18 protein-coding genes are annotated in these 26,815 nt (G+C 28.3%); 15 read left to right on the top strand and 3 right to left on the bottom strand.

What is annotated here, in order from left to right; translation table 11 throughout:
• Nucleotides 1–4: 4 nt before the first annotated feature.
• Complete coding sequence (gene nadK, locus BMSBPS_RS00235) at nt 5–883, bottom strand: NAD(+) kinase (RefSeq protein ID WP_022564412.1); 879 nt, start codon at nt 881–883, stop codon at nt 5–7.
• Between the two features lie 123 nt (nt 884–1,006).
• Here nadK and grpE point away from each other — a divergent pair, with 123 nt between their 5' ends.
• Complete coding sequence (gene grpE / locus BMSBPS_RS00230) at nt 1,007–1,612, top strand: nucleotide exchange factor GrpE (RefSeq protein ID WP_022564411.1); 606 nt, start codon at nt 1,007–1,009, stop codon at nt 1,610–1,612.
• Between the two features lie 51 nt (nt 1,613–1,663).
• On the opposite strand, the gene ung is transcribed toward grpE, so the two are convergent.
• A complete protein-coding gene (gene ung, locus BMSBPS_RS00225; RefSeq protein WP_022564410.1) occupies nt 1,664–2,341 on the bottom strand; it encodes a uracil-DNA glycosylase in 678 nt (225 codons plus the stop codon).
• Nucleotides 2,342–2,617: 276 nt separating this feature from the next.
• A complete protein-coding gene (gene nadB / locus BMSBPS_RS00220) occupies nt 2,618–4,216 on the bottom strand; it encodes an L-aspartate oxidase (RefSeq protein WP_046201050.1) in 1,599 nt (532 codons plus the stop codon).
• A gap of 2,238 nt (nt 4,217–6,454) precedes the next feature.
• On the opposite strand from nadB, the gene lepA reads away from it, so the two are divergent.
• The 14 genes from lepA to ispG all read left to right on the top strand — a co-directional run bounded on the left by lepA (nt 6,455) and on the right by ispG (nt 26,711).
• Entirely contained in the window at nt 6,455–8,254 is a 1,800-nt protein-coding gene (lepA, locus tag BMSBPS_RS00215; protein ID WP_046201049.1) for a translation elongation factor 4, read from the top strand.
• Nucleotides 8,255–8,264: 10 nt separating this feature from the next.
• Nucleotides 8,265–9,185, top strand: a complete 921-nt coding sequence (gene lepB, locus BMSBPS_RS00210) for a signal peptidase I (RefSeq protein WP_022564407.1) — start codon at nt 8,265–8,267, stop codon at nt 9,183–9,185.
• A 168-nt stretch (nt 9,186–9,353) separates the two neighbouring features.
• Nucleotides 9,354–10,052: a ribonuclease III gene (rnc, locus tag BMSBPS_RS00205; protein ID WP_044169988.1), complete on the top strand. Its 699-nt coding sequence runs from the start codon at nt 9,354–9,356 to the stop codon at nt 10,050–10,052.
• Between the two features lie 57 nt (nt 10,053–10,109).
• Entirely contained in the window at nt 10,110–11,036 is a 927-nt protein-coding gene (gene era, locus BMSBPS_RS00200; protein WP_046201048.1) for a GTPase Era, read from the top strand.
• Between the two features lie 455 nt (nt 11,037–11,491).
• Nucleotides 11,492–12,223 (top strand): pyridoxine 5'-phosphate synthase, encoded by a 732-nt coding sequence (gene pdxJ / locus BMSBPS_RS00195; protein WP_022564404.1) that lies wholly within the window; start codon nt 11,492–11,494, stop codon nt 12,221–12,223.
• A complete protein-coding gene (acpS, locus tag BMSBPS_RS00190) occupies nt 12,223–12,603 on the top strand; it encodes a holo-ACP synthase (protein ID WP_022564403.1) in 381 nt (126 codons plus the stop codon). The genes pdxJ and acpS overlap by 1 nt, the downstream gene beginning before the upstream one ends.
• 403 nt (nt 12,604–13,006) lie before the next feature.
• The gene (gene tadA / locus BMSBPS_RS00185; protein WP_022564402.1) at nt 13,007–13,480 is read left to right on the top strand and encodes a tRNA adenosine(34) deaminase TadA; all 474 of its coding nucleotides are present in this window, start codon (nt 13,007–13,009) and stop codon (nt 13,478–13,480) included.
• A gap of 3,111 nt (nt 13,481–16,591) precedes the next feature.
• The gene (glyA, locus tag BMSBPS_RS00180) at nt 16,592–17,845 is read left to right on the top strand and encodes a serine hydroxymethyltransferase (protein WP_022564401.1); all 1,254 of its coding nucleotides are present in this window, start codon (nt 16,592–16,594) and stop codon (nt 17,843–17,845) included.
• 463 nt (nt 17,846–18,308) lie between these two features.
• Nucleotides 18,309–19,301 carry a hypothetical protein gene (locus BMSBPS_RS00175; RefSeq protein WP_022564400.1) on the top strand — a complete coding sequence of 331 codons (993 nt, stop codon included), beginning with the start codon at nt 18,309–18,311 and terminating at the stop codon, nt 19,299–19,301.
• Nucleotides 19,302–20,604: 1,303 nt separating this feature from the next.
• Complete coding sequence (locus tag BMSBPS_RS00170; protein ID WP_022564399.1) at nt 20,605–21,765, top strand: IscS subfamily cysteine desulfurase; 1,161 nt, start codon at nt 20,605–20,607, stop codon at nt 21,763–21,765.
• A gap of 652 nt (nt 21,766–22,417) precedes the next feature.
• Nucleotides 22,418–22,867 (top strand): nucleoside-diphosphate kinase, encoded by a 450-nt coding sequence (ndk, locus tag BMSBPS_RS00165; protein WP_022564398.1) that lies wholly within the window; start codon nt 22,418–22,420, stop codon nt 22,865–22,867.
• A gap of 167 nt (nt 22,868–23,034) precedes the next feature.
• On the top strand, nt 23,035–24,168 hold the full coding sequence (gene rlmN / locus BMSBPS_RS00160) for a 23S rRNA (adenine(2503)-C(2))-methyltransferase RlmN (protein ID WP_044169986.1): 1,134 nt from the start codon (nt 23,035–23,037) through the stop codon (nt 24,166–24,168).
• Nucleotides 24,169–24,568: 400 nt separating this feature from the next.
• Nucleotides 24,569–25,150 (top strand): cytoskeleton protein RodZ, encoded by a 582-nt coding sequence (gene rodZ, locus BMSBPS_RS00155; protein ID WP_022564396.1) that lies wholly within the window; start codon nt 24,569–24,571, stop codon nt 25,148–25,150.
• Between the two features lie 451 nt (nt 25,151–25,601).
• Nucleotides 25,602–26,711, top strand: coding sequence for a flavodoxin-dependent (E)-4-hydroxy-3-methylbut-2-enyl-diphosphate synthase (gene ispG, locus BMSBPS_RS00150; RefSeq protein ID WP_022564395.1), 1,110 nt, complete (start codon nt 25,602–25,604; stop codon nt 26,709–26,711).
• The last annotated feature ends 104 nt before the right edge of the window (nt 26,712–26,815 follow it).

The following is a 26,815-nucleotide window of genomic DNA, read 5'->3' as shown; positions in this document are numbered from 1 at the left end:
TTGTTCATAACAATTTTTTTGACCAGCCTAATTTAGAACTTAAAATATCGTAATAATTATAATTTTTCGGATGAATTAAGGTGAGATTATCATTACTACGGCGAATTAAAACATCTTCTCCTTGTTGAATTAATAAAGATACTTGACTATCACAATTGACTTCTAAATCAGTATTTACTGAAGCAAACCTTAAGCGAATAGTACTACAACTGTTTATTACTAATGGACGTGCTGATAATGTATGTGGAAACATAGGTACAATCGCAATTGCATCTAGCGATGGTGTAAGAATTGAGCCTCCTGCTGAAAGTGAATAAGCAGTAGAACCAGTTGGTGTTGAAATAATCAGACCATCTGAGCGTTGTGAAAATGCAAATACTTCATCAATGTAAACTTCAAAATCAATCATATGTGCTACTTTACCAGGATGCACAACAACTTCATTAATGGCATTACCAATACGTAGTGTACATGCTTGCTTACATATTTGTGCTTCTAATAAGAAACGTTTTTCTACAAAATAATTGCCTTTTAAGACATCATCTAGTTGCTGTAGTGCATTATCAGGATCTAGATCGGTAAGAAAACCTAAATTACCTCGATTAATTCCAATTACTTTAATATCATAATGAGCTAAAACACGAGCAGCGCTAAGCATATTTCCATCGCCACCAACAACTACTACCATATCAGCAGATTTGCCAATACTTGCTAGACTACCTGTTTTTGCATATTTTATGTTTAATTCACGTGCAATCTGTTGTTCAATAAGCACTTTATATCCTTTTGATGTCAGCCAATGCCAAAGCATTTTGTGTGTTGTTAGTGCCGTTGAGTGACGCGGCTGACCCACAATCCCAATATAATTAAAATATCTATTCATTTAATAAATATCCCTGAATAAGTTAAATTACAAAAGCAATGTGATAGGTTTACTTGAAACCATAAAACTGATCCTTATAATAAGCGAGCAAGCGAGATAAATGTGCAAAACGCGGAGAAATTCATGAATAATATAAAAACAGATCAGAATACCTCTGATGAAAAAATTTTAGAAGAAATAGATCAGGATCAATCACTCTTAAACATCGAAAAGGAAATTGAGAAAGTAGCAACTATTGCCCAGGAAGATTTGCTGAATCAGCGTATTGCACAATTGGAAATAGAATTAGCTCAATCACAGGAATGTGTACGTGATATACAGTTACGTTCTCAAGCTGAAATCGAAAATATTAGAAGACGCACTGAAATAGATTTAGAGAAAGTACATAAATTTTGTTTAGAAAAATTTGTTAATGAATTACTTCCTGTAATTGATAATTTAGAACGTGCACTAGAAGTGAGCGATAAATCCAATGAAAAACTATCATCTATCATTGAAGGGATTGAGTTAACACTAAAATCTTTATTAGATACAGTGCATAAGTTTGGTGTAGAAGTAATTAATAGTACTAACGTTCCATTTAATCCGGAAATTCATCAGGCAATGTCCATGATTGAATCAGAAGAGATAACCCCAAACTATGTTTTAATGGTAATGCAACGAGGTTATACACTTAATGGTCGTTTACTTCGACCAGCAATGGTGACAGTAACAAAAGCTAAATTATAAATTTTATAAAAACAGCCGCGGCACGCGGCTGTTTTATTTCTTTATACTTATTTACACAGGTGGTGGTGTCCAGTTAATCGGTACGCGATTATATAACTTTAACAATACGTTAACTTGAGAAAAATGTTTACAACCAAAAAAACCATTATATGCAGAGAGAGGTGAAGGATGAGCCGCTGTCAATACATAATGTCGCCGGTGGTCAATTTTATCACTTTTTTTCTGTGCATTCTTGCCCCATAAAAGAAATATTATATCTCTACAATTATCATTAATAACACTAATAACCTGATCAGTAAATCTTTGCCAACCAAAATCAGAATGTGAATGTGCTTTTCCTGCTTCTACTGTTAGAATAGTATTAAGAAGTAAGACACCTTGTTTTGCCCAATGTTCAAGACAACCATGTTTTGGGCGTACAAAACTAGGAATATCTTGTTCTATTTCTTTATAAATATTCGATAAAGAAGGAGGAATAGCAATACCAGGAAGGACCGAAAATGCTAGGCCATGTGCTTGGTTAGTTCCATGATATGGGTCTTGACCTAAAATAACTACTTTAAGATTATGTAATTTAGTTAAACGAAAAGCATTGAATACATTTTTTTGGGACGGATAGATAACAACACCTTTCATACGTTCATTTGATATTTTTTTCAATATTTTGTTAAAATAAGATTTCTTTTTTTCTTCAGCTAACACATCATACCAGGTTAATTTATTAGCCATTGCTAACTCCTTAATATTAGGAAAGACGTTTAGCTTAGTGTATTTTCTTCGTACGAAGAATAAACACAACAAATATTAAACTAAGAAAGACATTTCATACTCAATATATATTTTACTATTAATAACTTTTGTGTAAAATATTAATTTTACTATATTGCTTTTAGATATAATCTAACTATGCTAAATTTTTTATTTTTGAGCATTCAATTATGAAATTTAACACTAACCCAATATACAAAAACCTATTTATAATTTTTTGCTCGTGCATTTTAATTATCATGGTATTAAAATTGTAGGCACTGCTTTGTCTAGAAGTATTAGAAAATCTAAAGTATAATGTAAGCCACGACTTTCTTTACGTTCCAATGCACAACGAACCATTAACAAAGAAACTTGCACTAAGTTGCGTAATTCTAATAACTGATTTGAATAACCGAAATTGGCATAGTAATCGTCAATTTCATATTGTAATTCTTTAATATAACTCTTCAAATAGTCTAGATCCTGATTCGTGCGTACTATACCCATATAATCCCACATGCATGCTTTCAACTCATGCCGCTTACGTTGAATGACTACATTATCCAGTTTATTAGATAATATCTTATTCCAAGACGGTAAAGTTTCCGACATAGTCATTTTAGGTAAATTATGAATAATATGTTCTGCAGCAGACCAGCCATACACTAAACATTCCAATAATGAGTTAGATGCCATTCGATTTGCACCATGTAAACCAGTATAACTTACTTCTCCTATAGCATATAAACCGTCAATATCAGTTCTGCCTTGAAGATCAACTACTACTCCACCACAGGTATAATGTGCTGCTGGTACAATAGGAATAGGTTGTTTGGTAATATCTATATCAAATTGAATTAATTTTTTATAAATATTAGGAAAATGGGAATAAATAAAATCTTCTGACTGTCGACTGATATCAAGATACATACAAGTTGTTCTCAATCTTTTCATTTCATAATTAATACTGCGCGCTACAATATCACGTGGTGCTAATTCAGCTCGATAGTCAAAATCAGGCATAAAACGAGTGCCATCTGGCCGCAATAACCAGGCGCCTTCACCACGTAGTGCTTCGGTTAGCAAAAAATTTTTTGCGTAAGGATGATATAAACATGTTGGGTGAAATTGATTAAATTCTAAATTTGCTACACGACACCCGGCACGCCAGGCTATAGCAATACCATCGCCTGAAATTACATCTGGATTAGTTGTATATTGATAAACTGTAGCAGCACCACCAGTTGCTAAAACTACTGCACGTGCACGGCAAATTTTCACTTGTTCATCATGATAATTTGCAAACCAGGCACCTAGTACACGTCGTTTGCCTGATATTTCTATTTTATCAGAAAGAATTAAATCTATTGCTCTAGTATATTCAAAGATAGAGATATTAGATTGATTGCATGCCTCATGAACTAAAGTTGTTTCTATTGCATGACCAGTAGCATCGGCATGGTGCAATATACGTCGATGACTGTGGCCACCTTCACGTGTTAAATGGTAGTTAATTTTTCCATGAGTTTGAAAGTTTTTATCAAAAATAACACCTTGATCAATCAACCATTGAACACAATGTTTAGCGTTAGTAGTAACAAAGTTAACAACATTAGCATCACACAAACCAGCACCGGCAATTAAAGTATCGGCAATATGCGATTCAATACTATCAGTTTCATCGAAAACGGCAGCAATACCTCCCTGCGCATATAATGTAGAACCTTCCTTTAGCTGTGATTTACTTAGAACAATAACACGATAATATGGGGCTAAACGTATTGCTAATGATAAACCAGCAGCACCGCTTCCTATTATTAGGACATCACAATAAAAGTCATCTAAAAATTTCATAATACTTAACAGGTAAAAAAATTATTTATATATAAACTCATTATAATAATATCCTGAATCACTTTAAATCAGTTTACGATTAACATTATGTAATCTTTAATTATTTTAAAAAAATAATATTAAAATATGCTATTTAAAACAAACATTATTGATTATCATAGTTTATTTTATTAATTCCTATGGTTATTCAAAACAGTTAATTTATTTTTTTAATATAAAAATACAACTAATAATTTTTGTAAACAAATTAATATAAAAATCTTTTTTTATATTTTAAAGACAAAACGTATTAAATTTTTTAGAACAATGAATTGCATTGATATTTTGTTACAAATAGATAAATAATTTTTATAAATTTTATTGCCTGTTTGCCAAAAATAAACGAATTAATTTAATTTTTTTAAAAGTTAGATCGCATTATAAAGACAATGTTAATTATTGCATTTTAACTCATTTATTTTTATTTAAAATTTAAATAATATTTTTGCAATTCTATATAATGTTTGATAAAAACATCTAATGTCATCACATAATTAAATTAGAAATAATATGAATACACAGTTCATTTTATAATTCATAGATAATAAATATTATGCAAATAATGTATTATATTATATTAATATATTAAATTAAACATGATTAATATAAAAAAATATTAAATTATGGTAAACATTATAATATTAAATTTTAAAAAATTTTTTGAAAATGAGTTAATAGTGTAATTTCTAATACAATTATATTGAGGCCATTAAACATTTTAATAAAATAACACGTTATATCATAATTAAGATCCAAATAAAGAACATATATAATATATATATGGTATTTTAAATGTTTTGATGACAAAATTTAATATTATATATAATTTTAGCGATAACTTTTAATTTTCAATTTTAAAAAAATTTAACAATATCAATCATATTATTTAAAATACATACGAAATTTTCGCGCTAAAAAATAAAAATTTTATAAATTTTTTTGCAATAAATTTCGAATGTAACTATAAGATATTGCTAATTTTTTCAAAAAAATTTTCATAAAAACTTGCTATTATCACAGACGAAATACAGTAATATCAATCAAAGCTACTAACATTTTATACGCTCTGCTAGTATTCTAGGTTAGAAAATCAATGTATATTAATCTACACAAATTTTAATTTATACATCCGAATTTTAATCATATCATTTCCTTATTAAATACATACCTATACCAATGTTTATTATCTGATTTTTTAATTTGAATTTTGACATTATGCATGTATTACTCTAGCAATAATATTTTTTTCAAAAAAATTAGCAATATGCTTAGATTATTAATTGAAATTAAATCAATTTATTATAGTGAGTTTCGATGTTTTTATAAACATTTTTAATAAATATTAAGTTTGATGAAAAAAAACATTAAATAGTTATCTAAAAACATAATACAATTAGAAAGCTCTAATGATTTTATTAAAATTACATCATTAATTAAAAAATTAAATAATTACTTACTTAACATAAGTTTACTGCTACGATGTAAAATTACTAATTTTAATAAAGGAAGCGCAATACGCAAAAATTATGAAAAGATATGTAACAATTATCTCATAATTAAAGCAAATCATAGTGAGAATAGATATAGAATTTTAACTTGCCTTTTTAAATTTTTATATACAGTGCATATTAATTATTAAATCTGAAATATATAAAAATGAAAAAAATAAAAAATACTGCATTTCCCGCTTATAATCTTTTAAAAAAGAATAATGTATTCAGTAAGATTTTATATAAAAGTTTTTGAACTTGATATTGCTATTTTGATAACAACATTATCTTGGTCATCTTAATTAGTCAGATCTAAATATTATTGCATGCCAATTGCACTCTTAATTAAAGGTTTTTTTAAACATTGACGATGATGTGACAATAGTAGAGAATTTCTAGAATTGCAAATAGTTATCCAAGATTTGGAGTTCTAATTTTTGAATCAAGTACTGCTTAAAGCAACCAGATGTAAAACTTGTAAGTTGTTTGAATCTATGAAGACTATTATTATAACTTAAAATATCGTTTGTGATCTCTCAGACTCATAAAATTAATTAACTAATTAATAATTAAATAATTAAAACAAATATAATAAAATATAAGGTCATTATCATTACTTAACTATTCTAAATTTTAACATAATGCAATACGCTTGATTATAATCAGATACATTATCTATTACATTTTATATATAAAATATTCTCAAATAATGAAAGAAATAAGAAATTTTTCTATTATTGCTCATATTGACCATGGAAAATCCACACTTTCTGATCGTTTGATTCAAAGTTGTAACGGTTTAAGCAGTCGTGAGATGGTATCGCAAGTTCTAGACTCAATGGAATTAGAACGTGAGCGAGGTATTACTATTAAAGCACGTAGCGTAACAATCTATTATAAAGCGCTTAATAGTCAAATCTACCAACTTAATTTTATCGATACTCCCGGTCATACTGATTTTTCTTATGAAGTATCTCGTTCTCTAGCTGCGTGCGAAGGAGCATTATTAGTTGTAGACGTTAATCAAGGCGTAGAAGCTCAAACAGTAGCAAACTGTTTGACTGCTATTGAAATGAATTTACGAGTGATACCTGTTCTAAATAAAATTGATTTACCCCTTGCGAATCCAGAACGTGTCGTAGAAGATATTATAGATATCATCGGAATTGATGCTACAGATGCAGTGCGATGTTCTGCAAAAACTGGTTTAGGCGTACAAGACGTATTAGAAAGATTAGTGCGTGATATTCCATCACCGCAAGGTAATCCAAACGCTCCATTACAAGCACTAATTATTGATTCTTGGTTCGATAATTATTTAGGTGTAGTATCGCTAATATGCATTAAAGAAGGAAGATTACATAAAGGCGAAAAAATAAAAGTTATGAGTAATGGTCAAGTTTACAATGCAGAACGACTAGGAATTTTTACACCAAAACAAATTGATCGAACAGAGCTAAAATGTGGTGAAGTAGGTTGGTTAATATGCGGGGTAAAAGAAATTCTAAGCATGCCTGTAGGTGACACTTTAACGCTTTTAAATCATTCTGCAACTAATGCATTACCAGGATTTGAAAAAATAAATCCTCGAGTGTATGCAGGTTTATTTCCTATAAAATCAGATGATTATGATCCTTTCTATAATGCATTAAGCAAATTAAGTCTAAATGATTCTTCATTATTTTACGAACCAGAAAATTCTGCAACTTTAGGTTTTGGCTGTCGTTGTGGTTTTCTTGGAATGTTACATATGGAAATCATTCAGCAACGTTTGGAACGAGAATATAATATTAATCTAATTACTACGGCCCCCTCAGTGATTTATAAAGTTAAAACTGTTGATGGAAAAGTAAAATATATAGATAATCCCTCTAAATTTCCAAAATCAAATCATATCAAAGAGATACGAGAGCAAATTGCTGAATGTTGCATATTATTACCGAAAGAATATTTAGGTAACGTTATTAGATTATGTGTCGAAAAACGCGGGGTTCAGATAAACATGGTATATTATGAAAGGCATGTTTCTCTAACATATGAAATGCCAATGTCTGAAGTAGTTCTCGATTTTTTCAATCGTTTAAAGTCTGTTTCACGCGGTTATGCTTCACTAGAATATAAATTTAAGCGTTTTCAAGTCGCTAATATGGTACGCGTTGATGTCTTGATTAATTCAGAACGTATTGATGCTTTATCGCTTATCACTCACCGCGATAAGGCACAATATTGTGGACGTGAATTAATAGAAAAAATAACAACTCTGATTCCACGTCAACAATTCGATGTTGTTATTCAAACAGCTATTGATAAGCATATTTTTGCCCGTTCAACTGTTAGACAATTACGTAAAAATGTTTTAGCAAAATGTTATGGAGGTGACATAAGCCGAAAAAAGAAATTATTGCAAAAACAAAAACAAGGCAAGAAACGAATGAAAAAAATTGGTAACGTTGAAGTACCACAAGAAGCATTTCTTGCTATTTTACATATTGGCAAAGATAGTAAATAGGAACCTTTTAATGGCTAATGCTTTCACATTTACTCTAGTAATAATTACGATGCTAACCGGTGTTATTTGGTGTGTTAATCGATTTAAGGCAGTTTTTCTAAAGCGTTATATTATTAAAAAACTACATTGGATAGAGACTATTTCGTCTGTATTTCCGGTATTAGCGATAGTTGTAATTATACGTTCCTTTATTTTTGAACCTTTTCATATACCTTCTGGTTCAATGATGCCAACGTTATTAATTGGAGATTTTATTCTTGTGGAAAAATTTGCTTATGGTATTAAAGAACCTCTTACCCAAACGACGCTCATGCCTACAGGACACCCGAAACGCGGTGATATTGTAGTTTTCAAATACCCAAAAAATACAAAAGTAGATTACATAAAACGGATTATAGGATTACCAGGTGACCGCATTGTCTTTAATCCATATAATAAAACTCTTACTATCAATGCTGATTGTAATAAAAACGGCAAATATGAAACTGTAGTACCTATTACTTACACCAAAATTGAACCTAGTCTATTTATACAAACTTTTAGTGAATTTGGTAATAATGAAAACCAAATAATTAATGGATATTATGAAGTACCAAAAGATAAAACTATACATAGAGGTCTTCGCCTTAGTACACGTGAAGAAACTCTCGATCATGTAAAACACCATATTCTTCTGCTAAATGAATTACCAAGTCAAGCAAACATGTACTATCAACAAGTAGGTCAACCACTATCGACTTGGATTGTGCCAAAAGGCCAATACTTTATGATGGGTGATAATCGTGATAACAGTGCCGATAGCCGTTATTGGGGTTTTGTTCCAGAGAAAAATTTATTAGGCAAAGTGGTAGCTATTTGGATGAGCTTTGATAAAAAAGAAGGGCAATGGCCAACTGGTATACGCTTGAATCGAATTGGTAGTATTCATTGATAATTAGCTTTAACAGAATATCTTTTTACAATATAAAATAGATTAGTGATATTTTATCATGTTAGCATAATACATTATAAAACTAACGCAATACATAGTCTTTTGTCTACATTTGTATTTAGTATTTAGAGAGTAAAAGTGATAGAAGTAAATAATAATTGGAATTGCATGAACGCTATATTCATAAATAAGTGTAATAAACTTAATAAGCTTCAGCGCAAGCTAGGTTACACTTTTATTCATTCGGAATTATTAACACAAGCGCTCACTCATCGCAGTGCTGGCACTAAACACAATGAACGTCTTGAATTTCTTGGTGATTCTATTTTGAGCTATGTCATTGCTAATGCATTATATCATCGCTTCCCATGTGTAGATGAAGGTGATATGAGTCGCATGCGTGCGACATTAGTACGTGGTAATACTTTAGCAGAAATAGCCCGTGAATTTGAACTTGGTCAATGCTTACGTCTTGGTCCTGGTGAATTAAAAAGTGGTGGAGTCTATCGCGAATCCATTCTTGCTGATGCAGTAGAAGCATTAATTGGTAGTATTTTTTTGGATAGTACTATGCAAGTCATTGAAAATTTAATTCTTGACTGGTATCAGACACGACTTGAACAAATTAGGCCCGGTAACAAACAAAAAGATCCAAAAACGCGATTACAAGAATATTTACAGGGACACCATTTACCATTACCTTGTTACATTGTTGTGCAAGTGCGAGGTGAAGCGCACGATCAGGAATTTAGTGTTAATTGTCAAATTAATACTTTGACTGAACCAGTAATAGGAATAGGTTCAAGTCGTCGTAAAGCAGAACAAGCAGCTGCAGAAAAGACATTACGTAAACTTTGCTTAGAATAAATAATTAAGTTAAGTATACATAAATTATATAGTTCTAGTAAACATGCAAGGAGTCGGATGAAGGAATGTCAAAAGAGTTATTTTGGTTTTTTTGCAATTGTAGGTCGCCCAAATGTTGGTAAATCTACTTTACTAAACCAGTTAGTGCAAAGAAAAATATCTATTGTTTCAAGTAAACCTCACACTACACGACATTGTATTATGGGTATTCACACTGAAGATATATACCAGACAGTTTATCTGGATACACCCGGTTTACATATTAAAGAAAAAAATCTTATCAATCGTCTAATGAATCGTGTGGCAATTAGTTGTATCGCTGATGTTGAGTTAGTTATTTTTGTTATAGAAGGTATTCGTTGGACGCCAGATGATGAAATGGTATTACAAAAACTACGTCAAAGTAACATTCCCGTTCTTTTAGTAATCAATAAAATTGATTATATTAAAAATAAAAAGAGACTATTACAACATTTATGTTTTGTTAGCCAAAAAATGCATTTTATTGATATCGTTCCAATTTCTGCTAAATTTAGAACAAATCTTAATATTATCGCTAACATAGTGCGTAAACACTTGCCTTTTGGTATACATCATTTTCCAAAATGTTATACTAATTATTGTTCGAAGAATTTTATGGTATCTGAACTTATCCGTGAAAAATTGATGAATTTTTTAAATAATGAGCTACCGTATTCTTTAACTGTAAAAATTGAAGATTTTGTTCTTAATAACCATGGAAACTATAATATTAAAGCCCTTATTATAGTAGAACGTAATAGTCAAAAGAAAATAGTAATTGGCAATAAAGGCAGCATGATTAAGCAAATCGGCATTAAAGCGCGTAAAAATATTGAAGAATTTTTTTCAATTAAAGTCCATCTGACACTTTGGGTTAAAGTAAAATCTGGCTGGGTAGATAATCAATATATGTTATATAATTTAGGCTTAGGCTATAATAAAGATACTAAAATAGTATTTTAATATATATAATTCATAATTAATGTTTACTATACATTATCAGAAGAACGGATTTTTTCGTAAAAGATTTTTAAAACCAAACTATTGAGTAATTAAAAAAACTATTTTGTACTAGTTTATCATTATTTAAGAAGAGATGTTTTTAAAAAGAAATTTTTTTGTCAGTGGGTTTTTAATAAATTATGAATAGCTGCATAATTCAATTTCAGCTTGACTGATATACGTTGTTTCAAACTGATATTAAGATAACTATTTAGCAAATAAATGTGATTATTTTATTGCGCTGCTAATCTATATAATGGTCTTTTTTAATTTTAAAGAACAAATAGTTGTAATATAAATTATAGTAAAATTATACTAATGTAGTAATCGTTAATTTAAAATTTTATATGTTAGAAGTAGATGTCATTACAATATAAAAATTATATTAATTAAAATTAAAATATAGAGGATTGTTAATGTCTCATTTATTATTGGGAGTGAACATTGATCATATTGCTACTATACGAAATGCACGTGGTACAAATTATCCCAATTTAGTACAAGCTGCAATTATTTCTGAACAAGCAGGTGCAGATAGAATCACTGTCCATTTGCGTGAAGATCGGCGACATATTAAAGATAACGACGTATGTGCTATAAATGATATCATTCAGATACCATTGAATTTAGAAATAGCATTGACCAATGAGATGATAAATTTTGCATGTAAAGTTAAACCGCATTTTGTTTGTATAGTGCCAGAAAAACGTCAAGAATTAACTACTGAAGGAGGATTAGATGTAGCGAATCAGCAAAATAAAATTAATAGTGCGATAAAACGATTGCACGAAGTTGGAATTTTAGTGTCGCTGTTTATTGACCCTAATCGTCAGCAAATTGAATCAGCCATGTTAAGTAAAGCGTCATCTATAGAAATTCATACTGGTAGATATGTTGAGGCACTCGAAGGTCAACAGCGCAATATCGAACTAACTCGCATCATTGATTCTATAAATTTTGCTGTTAGCTTAGGTCTGAAAGTTAATGCTGGTCACGGTTTAAATTATTATAATGTTAAGTCAATTGCTGCTTTACCAGAAATACATGAACTACATATTGGTCATGCAATTGTTAGTCGTGCATTATTTAGTGGTTTATCTGATGCTATTAAAGAGATGAAAAATCTAATGTGGACAGCACGTCACTAATGGCGATTCTTGGATTAGGAAGTGACATTATAGAAATTGAGCGTGTAGAAAAAATTATTCAATGTTCTGGAAACCGTTTGGCGTTGCGTATCTTAAGTATATTTGAGTTAAAAAAATATCAAATACATAATCAGCAAGCACATTTTCTTGCAAAACGGTTTGTAGTTAAAGAAGCAGCAGCCAAAGCTTTTGGTACTGGTATTTGCGGAGGACTAGCTTTTAATCAGTTTGAAGTATATAACAATGAATTAGGTAAGCCTGGTTTACGTTTTTTAAATTACGCTCAAGTAATTGCTCAAAAACTCGGTATTAGGCGAACTCACGTCACTTTAGCAGATGAACGCCACTATGCTTACGCTACAGTTATTATCGAGAATTAGCTATGCTATAAAGGTATAAGGATGTTATAAAGAAACTCACATATGCAAATTTTTACTATTTTTGACTGATTGATTTATTTAATAAAGATGAAATGTTGATGTTCTGTGTAACAATGATTAATTAATAAATATTTAAAAAATTAATCTACAACTTTTGATTCAGAACTTATATACATAAGAAATAGTATTTTTTAATAATTATGGATCGTAAATCTCTAATAGATTTTCATTTATTAACTATTTGTTAAATTTTCATTTAATATTTCTGTTACTTAAATTTTTCATTCTATTATGTGTGAATATCATCTGTAATATTAGATTGAAAGCAGAATATTTTATTTTTAAATTTCATTCAGCGAATTTTATCATGAAATATTTTATTTGTATTCACGGAGATAGATAAATGACTGTATGCACTGATCAATACTGGATGCACTATGCATTAGAGTTAGCACATTATGCCTGTAAACAAGGTGAAGTACCAGTAGGTGCTGTGCTAATACAGAAGAATAAAATTATTGCTGAAGGTTGGAATCAACCCATTAGTCAAAATGATCCTACGGCACATGCGGAAATTATGGCTTTAAGAAAGGGTGGCAAAGTATTAAAAAATTATCGATTGCTGAATACTATTTTATATGTCACTTTAGAACCTTGTTTAATGTGTGTTGGTGCAATGATGCATAGTCGTATCACTCGGTTAGTATACGGTGCAAAAGATCGAAAAACTGCTGTAGTAAGTACATTTTTTAAAAAAATCGACTACCTACAAATGAACCATAATATAAAGATTGATAGCGGAATATTAGCTGATGAATGTAGAGAAATTTTAAATAAATTTTTTCTTACATGCCGTAATAAAAAATTTATTATTTAATAATAAATGGATAATGATAAAAGATACCTTTTATGTATACAAAATACATATATGTTTATTATATGATTTTTTTAATTAAAAATAGAAAAAACATACTTCATTATTTTATTTAATGTATAATAATATACATGATTTATTTATATAAATTATATATAGTTAAAAACATGTAATATTTAAACTCATTAAATTCAAGTACTGTTAAAAATTTACTGTTCTATTATTAGTTAGTAAAATTTTTAATTTAATGATCTTTCATAATTTTATTAATTCACTTGATTAAATATTATAATAAATTTATCATGATGTACCTACGATATATCTATACATAAAATCTATCGAGATAAATAATAATACCAATACACACAATACAGTTAAATACTTACATATAATAAACTCTCAATTGATTCAAATCTCATAAATTACTTTTTAAAATTATTTAAAAATGAATTATTCATTAATTTTTCAAATTATTTTAAATATGTACACAGCATCTTTATATCTATGCTATTAAAGATAATAAAAATATTGTTGAGAAGTTACATAATTGAATATTTTTGTGAACAAAAAAGGTAAATTTAATTTTATTAAAAAACTTTATATATATTACTTAATATATAAGTTAATAATGCCACCATAATACCTTCACTAACGCAACCCATTTATTATAGAACTTAACTATAATATAATTCATAATGCAAGTTGAAATAGTTTATTCTAAATAATAATAATAAAAAAGGAGTTGTGGTCAATTTATTCATATCGTAACTTTATAAAAAATTGTTATTCAAACAGTATTCTGTAATACAGAATTTAATAAAGAATTTGCTTATCCAGTATTAAAGTAAATTTTTAATTTTTATAAACAAAGTAATGAACCACAATAGTACATTCAATAATAACGATGATAAGAAACTAACTATCTTCGCAAATTATATTAATAAGATTTATACCAATAATATTGATAAAGGTAACATTATCATTATGTGCAAACTCATTTTAATAAAGTAGTCTAAAAATACCTTTAGTATCAGTGATAATTAAGCTGCGATTTGTTATAGTTATAGAACAATGCGATACGAGTTTAGATTTTATTTTTATAAGAAGTAAATAATATAAAAATAGAATGCCATTTATAAAAAATTATAAATCGATGTTATAAATTAACAGAAGCGATCCTTATCATTTTATATATAATTTTCACAAACGTCGTATTGCAAATTTTGTACTAGAATTATTTAGTAACAATAAATAAACTAGTTATTTTAATTTTTTATTTACTTAATACAAAGCAAGTATAAGTGCATTGAAAATATAGTTTAAGCAATAACTATAACGTCACATATCTACTAAATATAAAACTGAGAATTTGAAATTATTTAACGTATTATGCTAATCTGAAAGTGTATTTCATATTAAATTAATTTAAGTTACTAAAAAAATAAATGAATTTGAAAAAATTATAACAAACTGATTGATATAAAATATGATATTTTTTTAAATAAAAATAGCTTATAAAACACAAACTATTAGTAGATAAATAAAATCAAAATATTACAATGTAAAATATTCTGTATCAAAGCCAGTTTGATCTTTGCTAAAAAAAAGTCAAAAAAGAAAAACATTGCTAATAAAAATTACTTATCGTATTATTATTACTATAATTTTACATGACTATATGGTACGTAACTAGAAAATTGGTTTTGAAAATCATACAGTAATAAATTAACTTAAAGAAGTTAGTAGCATGGCATGCATAGGCGAATAAACATTAATTAATACCGCATCTAAAACATATTTTGTGTATATTATAATAATTTTTGAATTCAGCAAAATAGATAGAGAATAACGCATCAATTGATGTTTTCATCATTTAGGTCAATAGTTCATTCAATGAACTTTAATATCAAGTTAAGCAAACACTAAGTATTTAATTGTATTTTTTCAAAAACAATATTTATTATAAATTCTCATTTAAATTTTTTATCTATAAATTTATTAAATTAGTTTCAATCTACACATAATTGCACACTTTTAAGATATATTTATTGAATTTTTAAATTGAATATTAAACCTAGTAAATAGTATTATTTTGATAACTTCATATTAAATTATGCTTGATTAATGAATACAAAATTATTCGTCATAATTTAAATTTAACTCAATGAATTATAATTATAAAAGGTATGATTCATTATAAATAAATATATTCAATATTAATTTACTTAATTCAACCATTTATTTTTTGAAGTCGTTATTCGTATTAAGAATATTTTTAATTTTAAATAAAAGAAAATACATTGAAAATATATAAAGTTTTTAATTTATTAAATATATCTATTCCTTTTAAAATAAATAGAAAAATTAAATTTTCATAAGTTCTTTTAAAAAAATAAATTGAAGAATTGTTGATTATATATTAATAAATAATTTTATACTTAAAGTTCATAATATTAATTCAAAAAAATGTTAAACAAATTAATTTAATAAATATTAATTTATATAATAGAGACTATTATAACTTTTTTTAGAAAAATCATCTCTTTTTAAAATTAAATTACATTTAAAACACATAAACCATGACACATATTTAAGTCGATATTTATTGATTATTTTTAATTGTCGTATTTTTTAGTAAGTTTCACAAAGGTAAATGTACAAGTATGAGTCAATTTTCCACAATAACCTTTACATTATAAACTACTTTAATTTAGTTAAATAAAAATATATCTATACATAATTCAATAGAAATCAAGTAATTTTTTATTTCTAGTATTGATTAACTTTAATATTTGCGAACATAGAAATGTATTTATATATAAAATTTTTATAAAAATTTATTTAAGTTTATGTTATAAAATATTTTCTTCATTAATATTTTTACTTTTAAGTATCTATCCATATGATTCAATCATTCAAAATTAAAAATAAATTCAATCACATGAATATCAATTCATCAACAAGTTGATCTACTTATAGATGACTAAAATATTTAGCAAATATTAAAAAAAAATATTATTATATAACGTTTAATGTTCGTATTCCTTTGACTTTAAAATAAAAATTTAATTCTTATACTACATTAATTAATACTCTCTAAATTAGGAAATATAGATGCTAAAACATGAAACAAATATTGCTGATTATGATATAGAGTTATGGAAAGCAATGCAGCAAGAAACAGTGCGTCAGGAAAAACATATCGAATTAATTGCTTCAGAAAATTATACCAGCCCACGTGTTATGGAAGCACAAGGTTCACAACTGACGAATAAATATGCAGAAGGTTATCCTGGCAGACGATATTATGGGGGATGCAAGTATATAGATATTATTGAAGAACTAGCTATTGAACGAGCAAAAATGCTCTTCAATGCAGATTATGCAAACGTACAACCACATTCTGGTTCTCAAGCTAACTTTGCCGTCTATACTGCTTTATTAAAACCAGGTGATACTATTATTGGCATGAAATTATCGCATGGTGGTCATCTAACCCATGGTTCATCAGTTAACCTATCTGGTAAAATGTATAATTTTATATTCTACGGAATAGATAAAACTGGACAAATTAATTATGATGAATTAACTGAATTAACACAAATTCATCGACCAAAAATGATCGTTGGCGGTTTTTCTGCTTATTCTGGTTTATGTAATTGGGCTAAAATGCGCGAAATTGCTGATAGTATAGGTGCATACCTCTTAGTTGATATAGCCCATGTTGCAGGTCTAATTGCTGCAGATCTATATCCAAGCCCAATATCATATGCACACGTTGTAACGTCAACAACCCATAAAACTTTAGCCGGTCCTCGCGGTGGACTAATTTTGGCAAAAAATGGCAATGAAGAATTTTATAAACAACTTAATTCTGCGGTATTTCCAGGCAGTCAAGGTGGTCCTCTAATGCATGTTATTGCTGGTAAAGCAGTTGCACTTAAAGAAGCAATGGAACCGAATTTTAAAAATTATCAATTACAAACTATAAAAAACGCTAAAGCAATGGTAAAAGTATTTATTGCACACGATTACAATGTTATTTGTGGTGAAACTTATAATCATATGTTTCTAATTAATCTTATAAACAAAAAGTTGACTGGAAGACAAGCTGATATCACACTAAGTCGTACTAATATAACGATAAACAAAAATAGCATACCGAATGACCCTGAAACACCATTTATTACTTCTGGTATACGGCTTGGTACGCCTGCAGTTACGCGTCGTGGTTTTAAAGAAACAGAAGTGTGTGAATTAGCTATATGGATTTCTGATGTGTTGAATAATATTAATAATGAAAAAGTGATCACAAAAACTAAACAAAAAGTTCTTGATATCTGTGCAAGTTTCCCTGTATATAATTAAATCTCTGCTATCGTTATTAACACCATAATTCTTCGCTGAAACTAGAATAAGTAATTTTACTCTACAGTTAGCAATGAATGGCTTTGCTAAATTTTAGTAAAATTAAATTTTTTAAAAAAAATTAAATAATTAAATGAAGCGATATTTAAATTTTTTCTTTTCAATAAAATAATTCAATTTAAGTTAATTTAAACACAGTAATTATTTGCTATATCTTATTTAAAGATCTTGCTTTATATTTACATTTGAATTTGTATCTTCTAAAGTAGAATTTAGAGCATATTATATGCTAGTTAATAAAATACCTTAATATATATTTATGCTGTTTATACAATTTGCTAGTGTATTAGTGTAGTTTTCTGCCTGGCAGAAACAGACTTCTCTGTCTACGCTGAATAACAGTAGAATTTTAATAGATGTATTAAATTATGTTGTATTGTTGTTTATCGTAAGGAGAACCATTATGCCTGAAACTTGGATTAACAATAATTCTAGAACAACTCTCCATGGAGCTCGTATGGAGCTGCCTTTAAAGCATATTTCTTGGAGCTCAATTTTTGTTGGAGTAATTGCTGCATTAATAGTGCATATTACACTATCGTTGCTTGGTACAGCAATAGGAGCAACTACTATCAATCCACTACAAGAACAAAATCCATTCCAACATATTGGTAATAGTGCATTAATTTGGACTTCTTTAAATATGTTACTATCAATAGGATTAGGAAGTTTTATAGCTGGACGACTAGCACAACATGAAGGAGCATTACATGGATTACTAGTATTTGGTATTAGCACTATTATTACATTATGGTTGACAATTTCATTTGCTAGCAGCGTCATTGGCGGTGTATTTAATATTGTTGGTCATAGTGTTAATGCATTAAGCCAAGGTGTTTCAAATATTGCACCCTCTTTAACTAAAATCGTAAAAGAAAAACTTCAAGAAAATAACATTAATTTAGAAAATTTTCAAAATGAATTAAAAGAACTAATCAATAAAGCTACTACACCAGTATTAGAAAGTAATACATTACAAAAAAATATTAATAATCAAATCTATAACGTACAGGAAAAAAATAACAACATAAATCGAAATATTCATACTGATGTAGATATTACTAATTGGGTTCGTAATGTTGTAAATAGTCATCACAATAGATTAGAAGCTAAAGATCGTGATATTTTGAAAAAAATTATAAAATTGCGTAATGATATAGATGACCGAGAAGCAGAAAAAATCGTTAATCAATTTGAAACAAGATATCGGCAAACAATTCAAAAATTTCAACAGCTCAAACAACAAGCAGAGCAAAAAGCCCGTAAAGCAGCAGAACAAGCAGTTTCAGCAACTGCAAAAACAAGCTGGTATATCTTTTTTATGCTTTTGATTGAATCGCTGCTATCTGCAATATTGGGAAGTGTAGGACAACGCAGACAAACGAGCAAATGTTAATTATTTAATTGATATATATTCAATCATATTAAATAATAATTAACAAAAAGGCGGCTTGACTGCCTTTTTTATTAATTGTTAAATACATTAAATATGTTTTCCAAAAATATTTTAACAACCTGCGAACTATGTACTATTATATTCTTTGCTATGATATAATTCAGGAAACCAATAAAGTCAGTATTATATTAGTTACTTGATTGCGTACTAGTAAATCACCTGCTAAAAAATACCAGAATTTTAAGATAATTTAAAAATAAAAATCGACACTGACAGCGGCAAGATAAGCTAGATCCAAAATTGTTAAACTAGTTCGACAAAAGCAATGCATTAGTCCAATAATACATTAAATATGTTAATATAAACTTATACATGCATTTTTATATTTAGTAGACAGTCGTCCCGCCCATTTGTAGAACCATATTGTCTAGAGTATAGATATTGCCACTGCTCATACTATAATCGTTAAGTTGTGAACACTAATTACATAAAGTACTAAAAATTCATTACGCATTAATGGTAAATAACTCCTAATCCTGTACGACACTTAATACAAGCGGCAATAAACAGTAATACAAAATTTTATTAGGATAGTTAAAGAACCCCTTTTTATCTTAAAAAATTTTTCATATAAAAATTACCGAAGAAAAAGATTATTTCTATGTAATGTAAATTATTTATCTAACGTCTTAATCATTCATTTAGTGTAGGCACCAAAATAGGTATTTAAATACATATTTAATTTTAAAACTATGATGTATTATAGATGATCATGTTAAATTTTATCTTTACTTTAATAAGTATATGATTTGATTTTTTTAAAAAATTCTCATTTTAAATAAACATTTATTATATATAGTATTTTATTAAAGTGAAATACATTTATTGATGTCATTCAATTCTTAAAATAAATTGAGAATTACTAAATAATTCAAAATATAATAAATTTATTGAAAATTTATTTTGAATAAGATAAGATCGACTCATGGAATGTGCAGAGTCGTAAGTCAGGGTATGTCATTAAACATACAAACAATAAATTATTTATATATTAAATATAGTTATGTTAATTTTTTTGTTATTTATTGGTCTTGAATAATTAAATAAAATTGCTCAAAGCAATAAAACTACAATAATTTTTAAAAATATGATAATTGGTAAAAAAATTTTTATATTTTTTTGATAAAACTTATATATTATATTTTCCGGCCTGATCTGTACTTTTTTATAACTTTTGTTAATGTTATGAACATTAAATGTTACTTTTAGTAAACTATATAATTTCATAGGAAATTTTTTACCAATGAAGTTACCTATTTACTTAGATTATGCGGCTACTACGCCTGTAGATAAGCGTGTTGCTGATAAAATGATGCAATGTCTTACTATAGACGGTATTTTCGGAAATTCTGCATCTCGCTCCCATTGTTTTGGCTGGGAAGCAGAAGAAGCAATCGACTTAGCACGTAATCAGGTTGCTGAATTAATTAATGCTGACTCACGAGAAATAGTGTTTACTTCTGGTGCAACTGAAGCTAATAATTTAGCAATTAAAGGCATAGCAACGCTCCATTACTTACATGGTAAACATATCATTACTAGTCAAACTGAACACAAATCAGTTATTGATAGTTGCTTACAATTGAAAAAAAAAGGTTTTGACGTTACTTTTTTACAACCTAAAAGTAATGGAATTATCAATGTAGATATGTTAAAATCAGCAATTCGTAATGATACTATATTGGTATCTTTGATGCATGTAAATAATGAAACAGGTGTTATTCAAGATATTGAAAATATAGGTCTTTTATGTCGTTTACATGGCATTTTATTACATGTTGATGCAACACAAAGCGTTGGTAAGATACCTATTGATCTTCATAATTTGGCTGTAGATTTATTCTCTTTTTCAGCACATAAGATTTATGGACCTAAAGGTATTGGAGCATTATGGGTTAGACGGAAACCACAAGTGAATCTTAATGCTCAAATTCATGGAGGTGGCCATGAACGTGGAATGCGTTCTGGAACACTAGCAGTACATCAAATTGTAGGTATGGGTGAAGCTTGTCGTATATCTCGTCAAGAAATGCATGAGGAAACGGAACGTTTATCAAAATTACGTCAACGTTTGTGGCAAGGTATTAGCGCACTAAAAGATATTAAAATTAATGGTTCGTTAGAACAGGGCATATCTAACATTCTAAATATTAGTTTTGCTAATGTTGAAGGGGAATCATTGATTATGTCACTAAAAGATTTAGCATTATCATCCGGTTCTGCTTGCATATCTGCAAATATCGAGCCTTCTTATGTATTACGTGCAATGGGTGTTAGTGAAGAACTAGCTCACAGTTCGCTCCGTTTTTCACTCGGCCGATTTATAAGTGAAAAAGAAATTGATTATACAATCAAATTAGTTACATCAACAGTAAGATCTTTAAGAAAATTGATGCGCATATAATCAATCGATGACTTTATTTTTATTATCTATAGAGATTTAAATAGTATTTAATAAAAGTTAAGCAGTATAATAATTCTTTTAAACATAAATAGTGTTAATTTCTGACTTTTCCATAGCGCTTACGTATATATTGTAGTTAAACACTTTATGTTTGAAATGAAAAATTGCGTTCTTACTAAAACCTATGTATTACAAAATGTTATGAAAAATTTTATAAAATTTTAAACAATTAAAAGTTCAAACCGATCATGTCATTTTATTAAAATAAATTTTTTTTAAATAGATTTGGTATAAATTGCTAAATTTTACATTATCAAATAATACGCTAAATTAAATGGTCCAAATTTCTCATTTCTAAATTTGTAATTTCTGTTCACTCTTTCGCTAAAGAAATATATGATTCAATGCAATTACATTTCCAAATTCGCATTTTAGTCTATATGTTAGCTTAGTTTATTTTAAATATGCTAAATTAAAATATTCAAATATATGAACTACATTATGCTTTCCAATTGTTAAATTTAGTAAAAATTACATAATGTAATACATTATGTAATTTACTTTTTATGTTAAGCAATCCAATTTAATATTTTATGTTGTGCTTAAATAACCTTTCATTAGTACAACGAATACACTCTACATAGAGATGATTATGACAATAGAACACTCTCTTTCTATTATTAAACCAAATGCCGTTGCTAAAAATGTAATTGGTGCAATTTATAACCGTTTTGAAAATGCTGGTTTCAAAATTATTGCTATTAAAATGCTTCATTTAACAAAACAACAAGCTGAAGGATTTTATGCAGAACATAAAGATTGTATATTTTTTGATAAATTAGTTAAATTCATGATATCTGGTCCAATTGTGGTTTCTGTACTGGAAGGAAATCATGCTATTCAACGTCATCGTGATTTAATAGGTGCAACTGATCCTAATCAAGCATTAGCTGGTACGTTACGTGCTGAATATGCAGATAATGTAACTGAAAATGCTGTTCACGGATCTGATTCTATAGAATCAGCTATACGTGAAATTACATATTTCTTTTCTAAAAATGAAATATATTTTGGTACTTCGAAACAAAACAGCCATAATTGATAAGACATTAGTTTTAGATCTTTGTTTACACGTTTTAACTCTGAATATATATATATCATCTATAATATTTGAAGATTTGTTAAAATGTATTACAAATAAGCTTATCATCTACGATATCTAATGGCTTAAACTTAATTTATCTATATAATAATAATTTAAAAAAGTTTATTTCGGAGCAGAATGTGACAACACCTTGTAATTATTCATCACTTACTTCTCAAACACTAAAACGAGTTAACCTGCTTGACTTTAATCGTCAGAAAATGCAAGATTTTTTTATAAAGATAGGCGAAAAACCCTTTCGTGCTGAACAAATAATGAAATGGATTTACCATCATCTTTGTAATAACTTTAAGTATATGACAGATATTAATAAATCGTTATCTAATAAACTTACCCAGCTTGCTGAGATACGTGCACCAGAAGTAATTCAAACACATTGTTCTAACGATGGTACTGTGAAATGGTCAATGCAGGTAGATAATCAATTAATAGAAACTGTATATATCCCTGAAGGCCGTCGTGCTACATTATGTGTTTCTTCACAAGTAGGATGTGCATTAGCATGCAAGTTTTGTGCAACAGCTCAGCAGGGATTTAATCGTAATTTGCGTGTTTCAGAAATTATTGGACAAGTATGGCAAGCTAAAAAAATTATCAATTCTACTCAAGTAGATGCACAGCAATTGATTACCAACATTGTGATGATGGGGATGGGAGAACCTTTACTTAACTTATATAATGTAATCCCAGCTATAGAAATTATGTTAGACAATTTTGGTTTTGGTTTGTCAAAACGACATATTACTATTTCTACTTCTGGTATAGTGCCAGCATTGGACATTTTAAAGAATAAGATAGATGTAGCCCTAGCAATTTCACTTCATGCTCCGAATGATAAGCTACGCAATAGTATTATGCCTATTAATAAAAAATATAATATTAACAGTTTTCTAACTTCAGTAAAAAAATACGTAAAAAAATCAAATGCAAATCAAGGTTATGTTACTATAGAGTATGTTCTTTTAGATCATGTAAACGATAGTAGTAATAATGCATATGAACTGGTTAAATTGCTCAAAAATATACCTTGTAAAATTAATCTAATTCCATGGAATGCTTTTCATGGATCAGTTTACCGACGTAGTTCTAGGAGTCGCATTGATGAATTTTACAATATTTTAATAAAAAGTGGCTTCATCACTTTTATTCGCAAAACACGTGGTCAGGATATTAATGCTGCATGTGGTCAATTAACTGGTAATATTATTGACCGTACTCAGCGTATTCAAGTACATTGAAAATTTTTAATTAAAACGATTAATTATTTTAAATAAATATAGTATATTTAACTTAGCCAATCATATGTAATTAAAATAAAATCATGATATAAGAATAGTTGAGTATTTTAATTTTGCTATAGATTGAAGAATTTGTTATAATATATATTATTTACTTAAGTATTTTATTTGTTTAATATAAAATACTGAGTTAGGATGAACACTATAAAAAATTAGCTTAAAATATGAAAGTAATTAACGTAATTTCAGTGTGTTAATGTTTTATAATGGCATGAGGATTATAGTCACAAATACGTTTTGCTATGCAATTAAGCTTATTCTATAACATGTAAAGCTACAGAAATAAACTTAAGTAGAGCGAAATTTTACAACATCAATACAGAGCATCATTATTTAGCTCATGAACAATGAAGCCATCCAAGAGAAATCTGCCTCGCTATATTCTACAGGTGAACGCTTACGTTTAGCTCGTGAGAACATGGGCCTAACACAGCAGAACATCGCAGAGCGATTATGTCTAAAACTTTCTACAGTACGTGCTATTGAAGAAGACAGAGCTCCGGATAATGTATCTTTTACTTTTCTACGAGGTTATATTTGTTCTTATGCACGCTTAGTCCATGTATCAGAAGATGATTTGTTATCTATAACGCCATTAAAACAACATACACGAACTCCAATTGTGCCAATGAAAAGTTTTTCATTAGGTAAAAAACGTAAAAAACGCAATTTAAATTTGATAATTTTTACTTGGCTTATAATATTGATTTTAATCAGTTTAAACGGGACATGGTGGTGGAAAAATTATAAATCTTTGCAAAAAGAACGTTTTTCAATCTTCAAAAATGAAAGTAGTAAAGGTAGCCTTACTGATCATTATATTTTATCAAAGGATAATAGTAAAGTAAGTATTTCAATTGCTAGCGACGACAAGTTTAAGAATGATTCTAATATGATACAATTTATTAAAAACAAAAACTAATAAATATAACAAATCTATTACTAATAAAACTACTACATAGACCATTCGCTGAAAGTGTATTTGATTAATATCTGGTGCACATCTATTTTTAAACTTAATAATTAAGATTATAGGTCTTCAATAAGAAGAAATAAAAATCATAGTACATTATTATAATATCTTAAGTAATTTATCACTATATAAAATTTAAATCAGATATTATACCAATAATAATTAAAATAAAATTTTTCATTCTGCTAAAAATGTATTTAATTGCTTATGAAACATAATCGAAAAATAAAAATTTAGACTAACTTTTATATTATCTAAAAATTAATCTGCTAAGCACAGTAAAGAAAAAAATCAAGATCATCACTACTATAAAGCTGTTTTTTTTAGATACTCTATGAAATAAGTAGTTTTAATTATCACAGTGTCTAGTAAACTACATTGAGAAATGTGGAGATAGAGTATGTATAATGAAGTACCTATAAGCCGTCGTCAATCTACACGAATTTATGTTGGCAAAGTACCTATTGGTGCATGTGCTCCTATTGCCGTTCAATCTATGACAAATACAAGAACCACAGATGTAAAAGAAACAGTCATGCAAATCAATGAATTACAACGTGTTGGTGCAGATATTGTACGTGTGTCAATACCTAGTATGGATGCAGCGGAAGCATTTAAATTAATAAAAAAACAAGTTACTATACCTTTAGTAGCAGATATTCATTTTGATTATCGCATAGCTCTAAAAGTAGCTGAGTACGGAGTGGATTGCTTGCGAATTAATCCAGGTAATATTGGAAATAAAGAGCGTATCCGTCAAGTAATTGATTGTGCTCGCTACTATAATATTCCAATTCGAATTGGTATTAATTCCGGTTCTTTAGAAAAACAAAAAAATAACAAGCATAAACCAACATCACAGGACTTATTCGATTCAGCAATGCGACATGTGGATTATTTAGATCGTCTTAATTTTGATCAATTCAAAGTAAGTGTTAAAGCGTCTGATGTATTTCTAGCTGTTGAAGCTTATCGTTTGTTGGCAAAAGCTATTGATCAACCATTGCACATTGGTATAACTGAGGCCGGTGGTGCGCGTTCAGGTACAGTTAAGTCATCAATTGGTTTAAGTTTACTGCTCATTGAAGGAATTGGCGATACACTCCGTGTTTCGTTAGCTGCTAATCCAATAGAAGAAATAAAAGTTGCTTTCGATATTTTGAAATGTTTACGAATACGTTCACGCGGTATTAATTTTATTGCTTGTCCAACTTGTTCACGCCAAGAATTTGACGTTATTAGTACCGTTAATGAATTAGAAAAACGTTTAGAAGATATTATTACACCAATAGATGTATCTATTATAGGCTGTGTAGTAAATGGCCCAGGTGAAGCTAAAATTTCAACTTTAGGAGTAACTGGTGGAAATAAGCACAGTTCGTTCTATGAAGATGGCGTACATCAACATGATCGTCTTGACAATCATTACATTCTTGATCAATTAGAAGCACGCATTCGGGCTAAAGTTGCAATGTTAGATAAAACTAGAATTTTAAAATCAAGCAATTAGAAGAACATAAATGAAAAAGATATACATTACTTAATTGATTTTATTACATGCTTAAAGTTTCATAGTTTATGAACGAAATAATTCAAGTATATTATATTGTGAAT

The organism is Candidatus Pantoea carbekii (genome assembly GCF_000971765.1).
Taxonomy (GTDB): Bacteria; Pseudomonadota; Gammaproteobacteria; order Enterobacterales; family Enterobacteriaceae; genus Pantoea_A; species Pantoea_A carbekii.
Note: the sequence above shows the minus strand (reverse complement) of the source record. Positions and strands in the feature narration are given on the sequence as shown.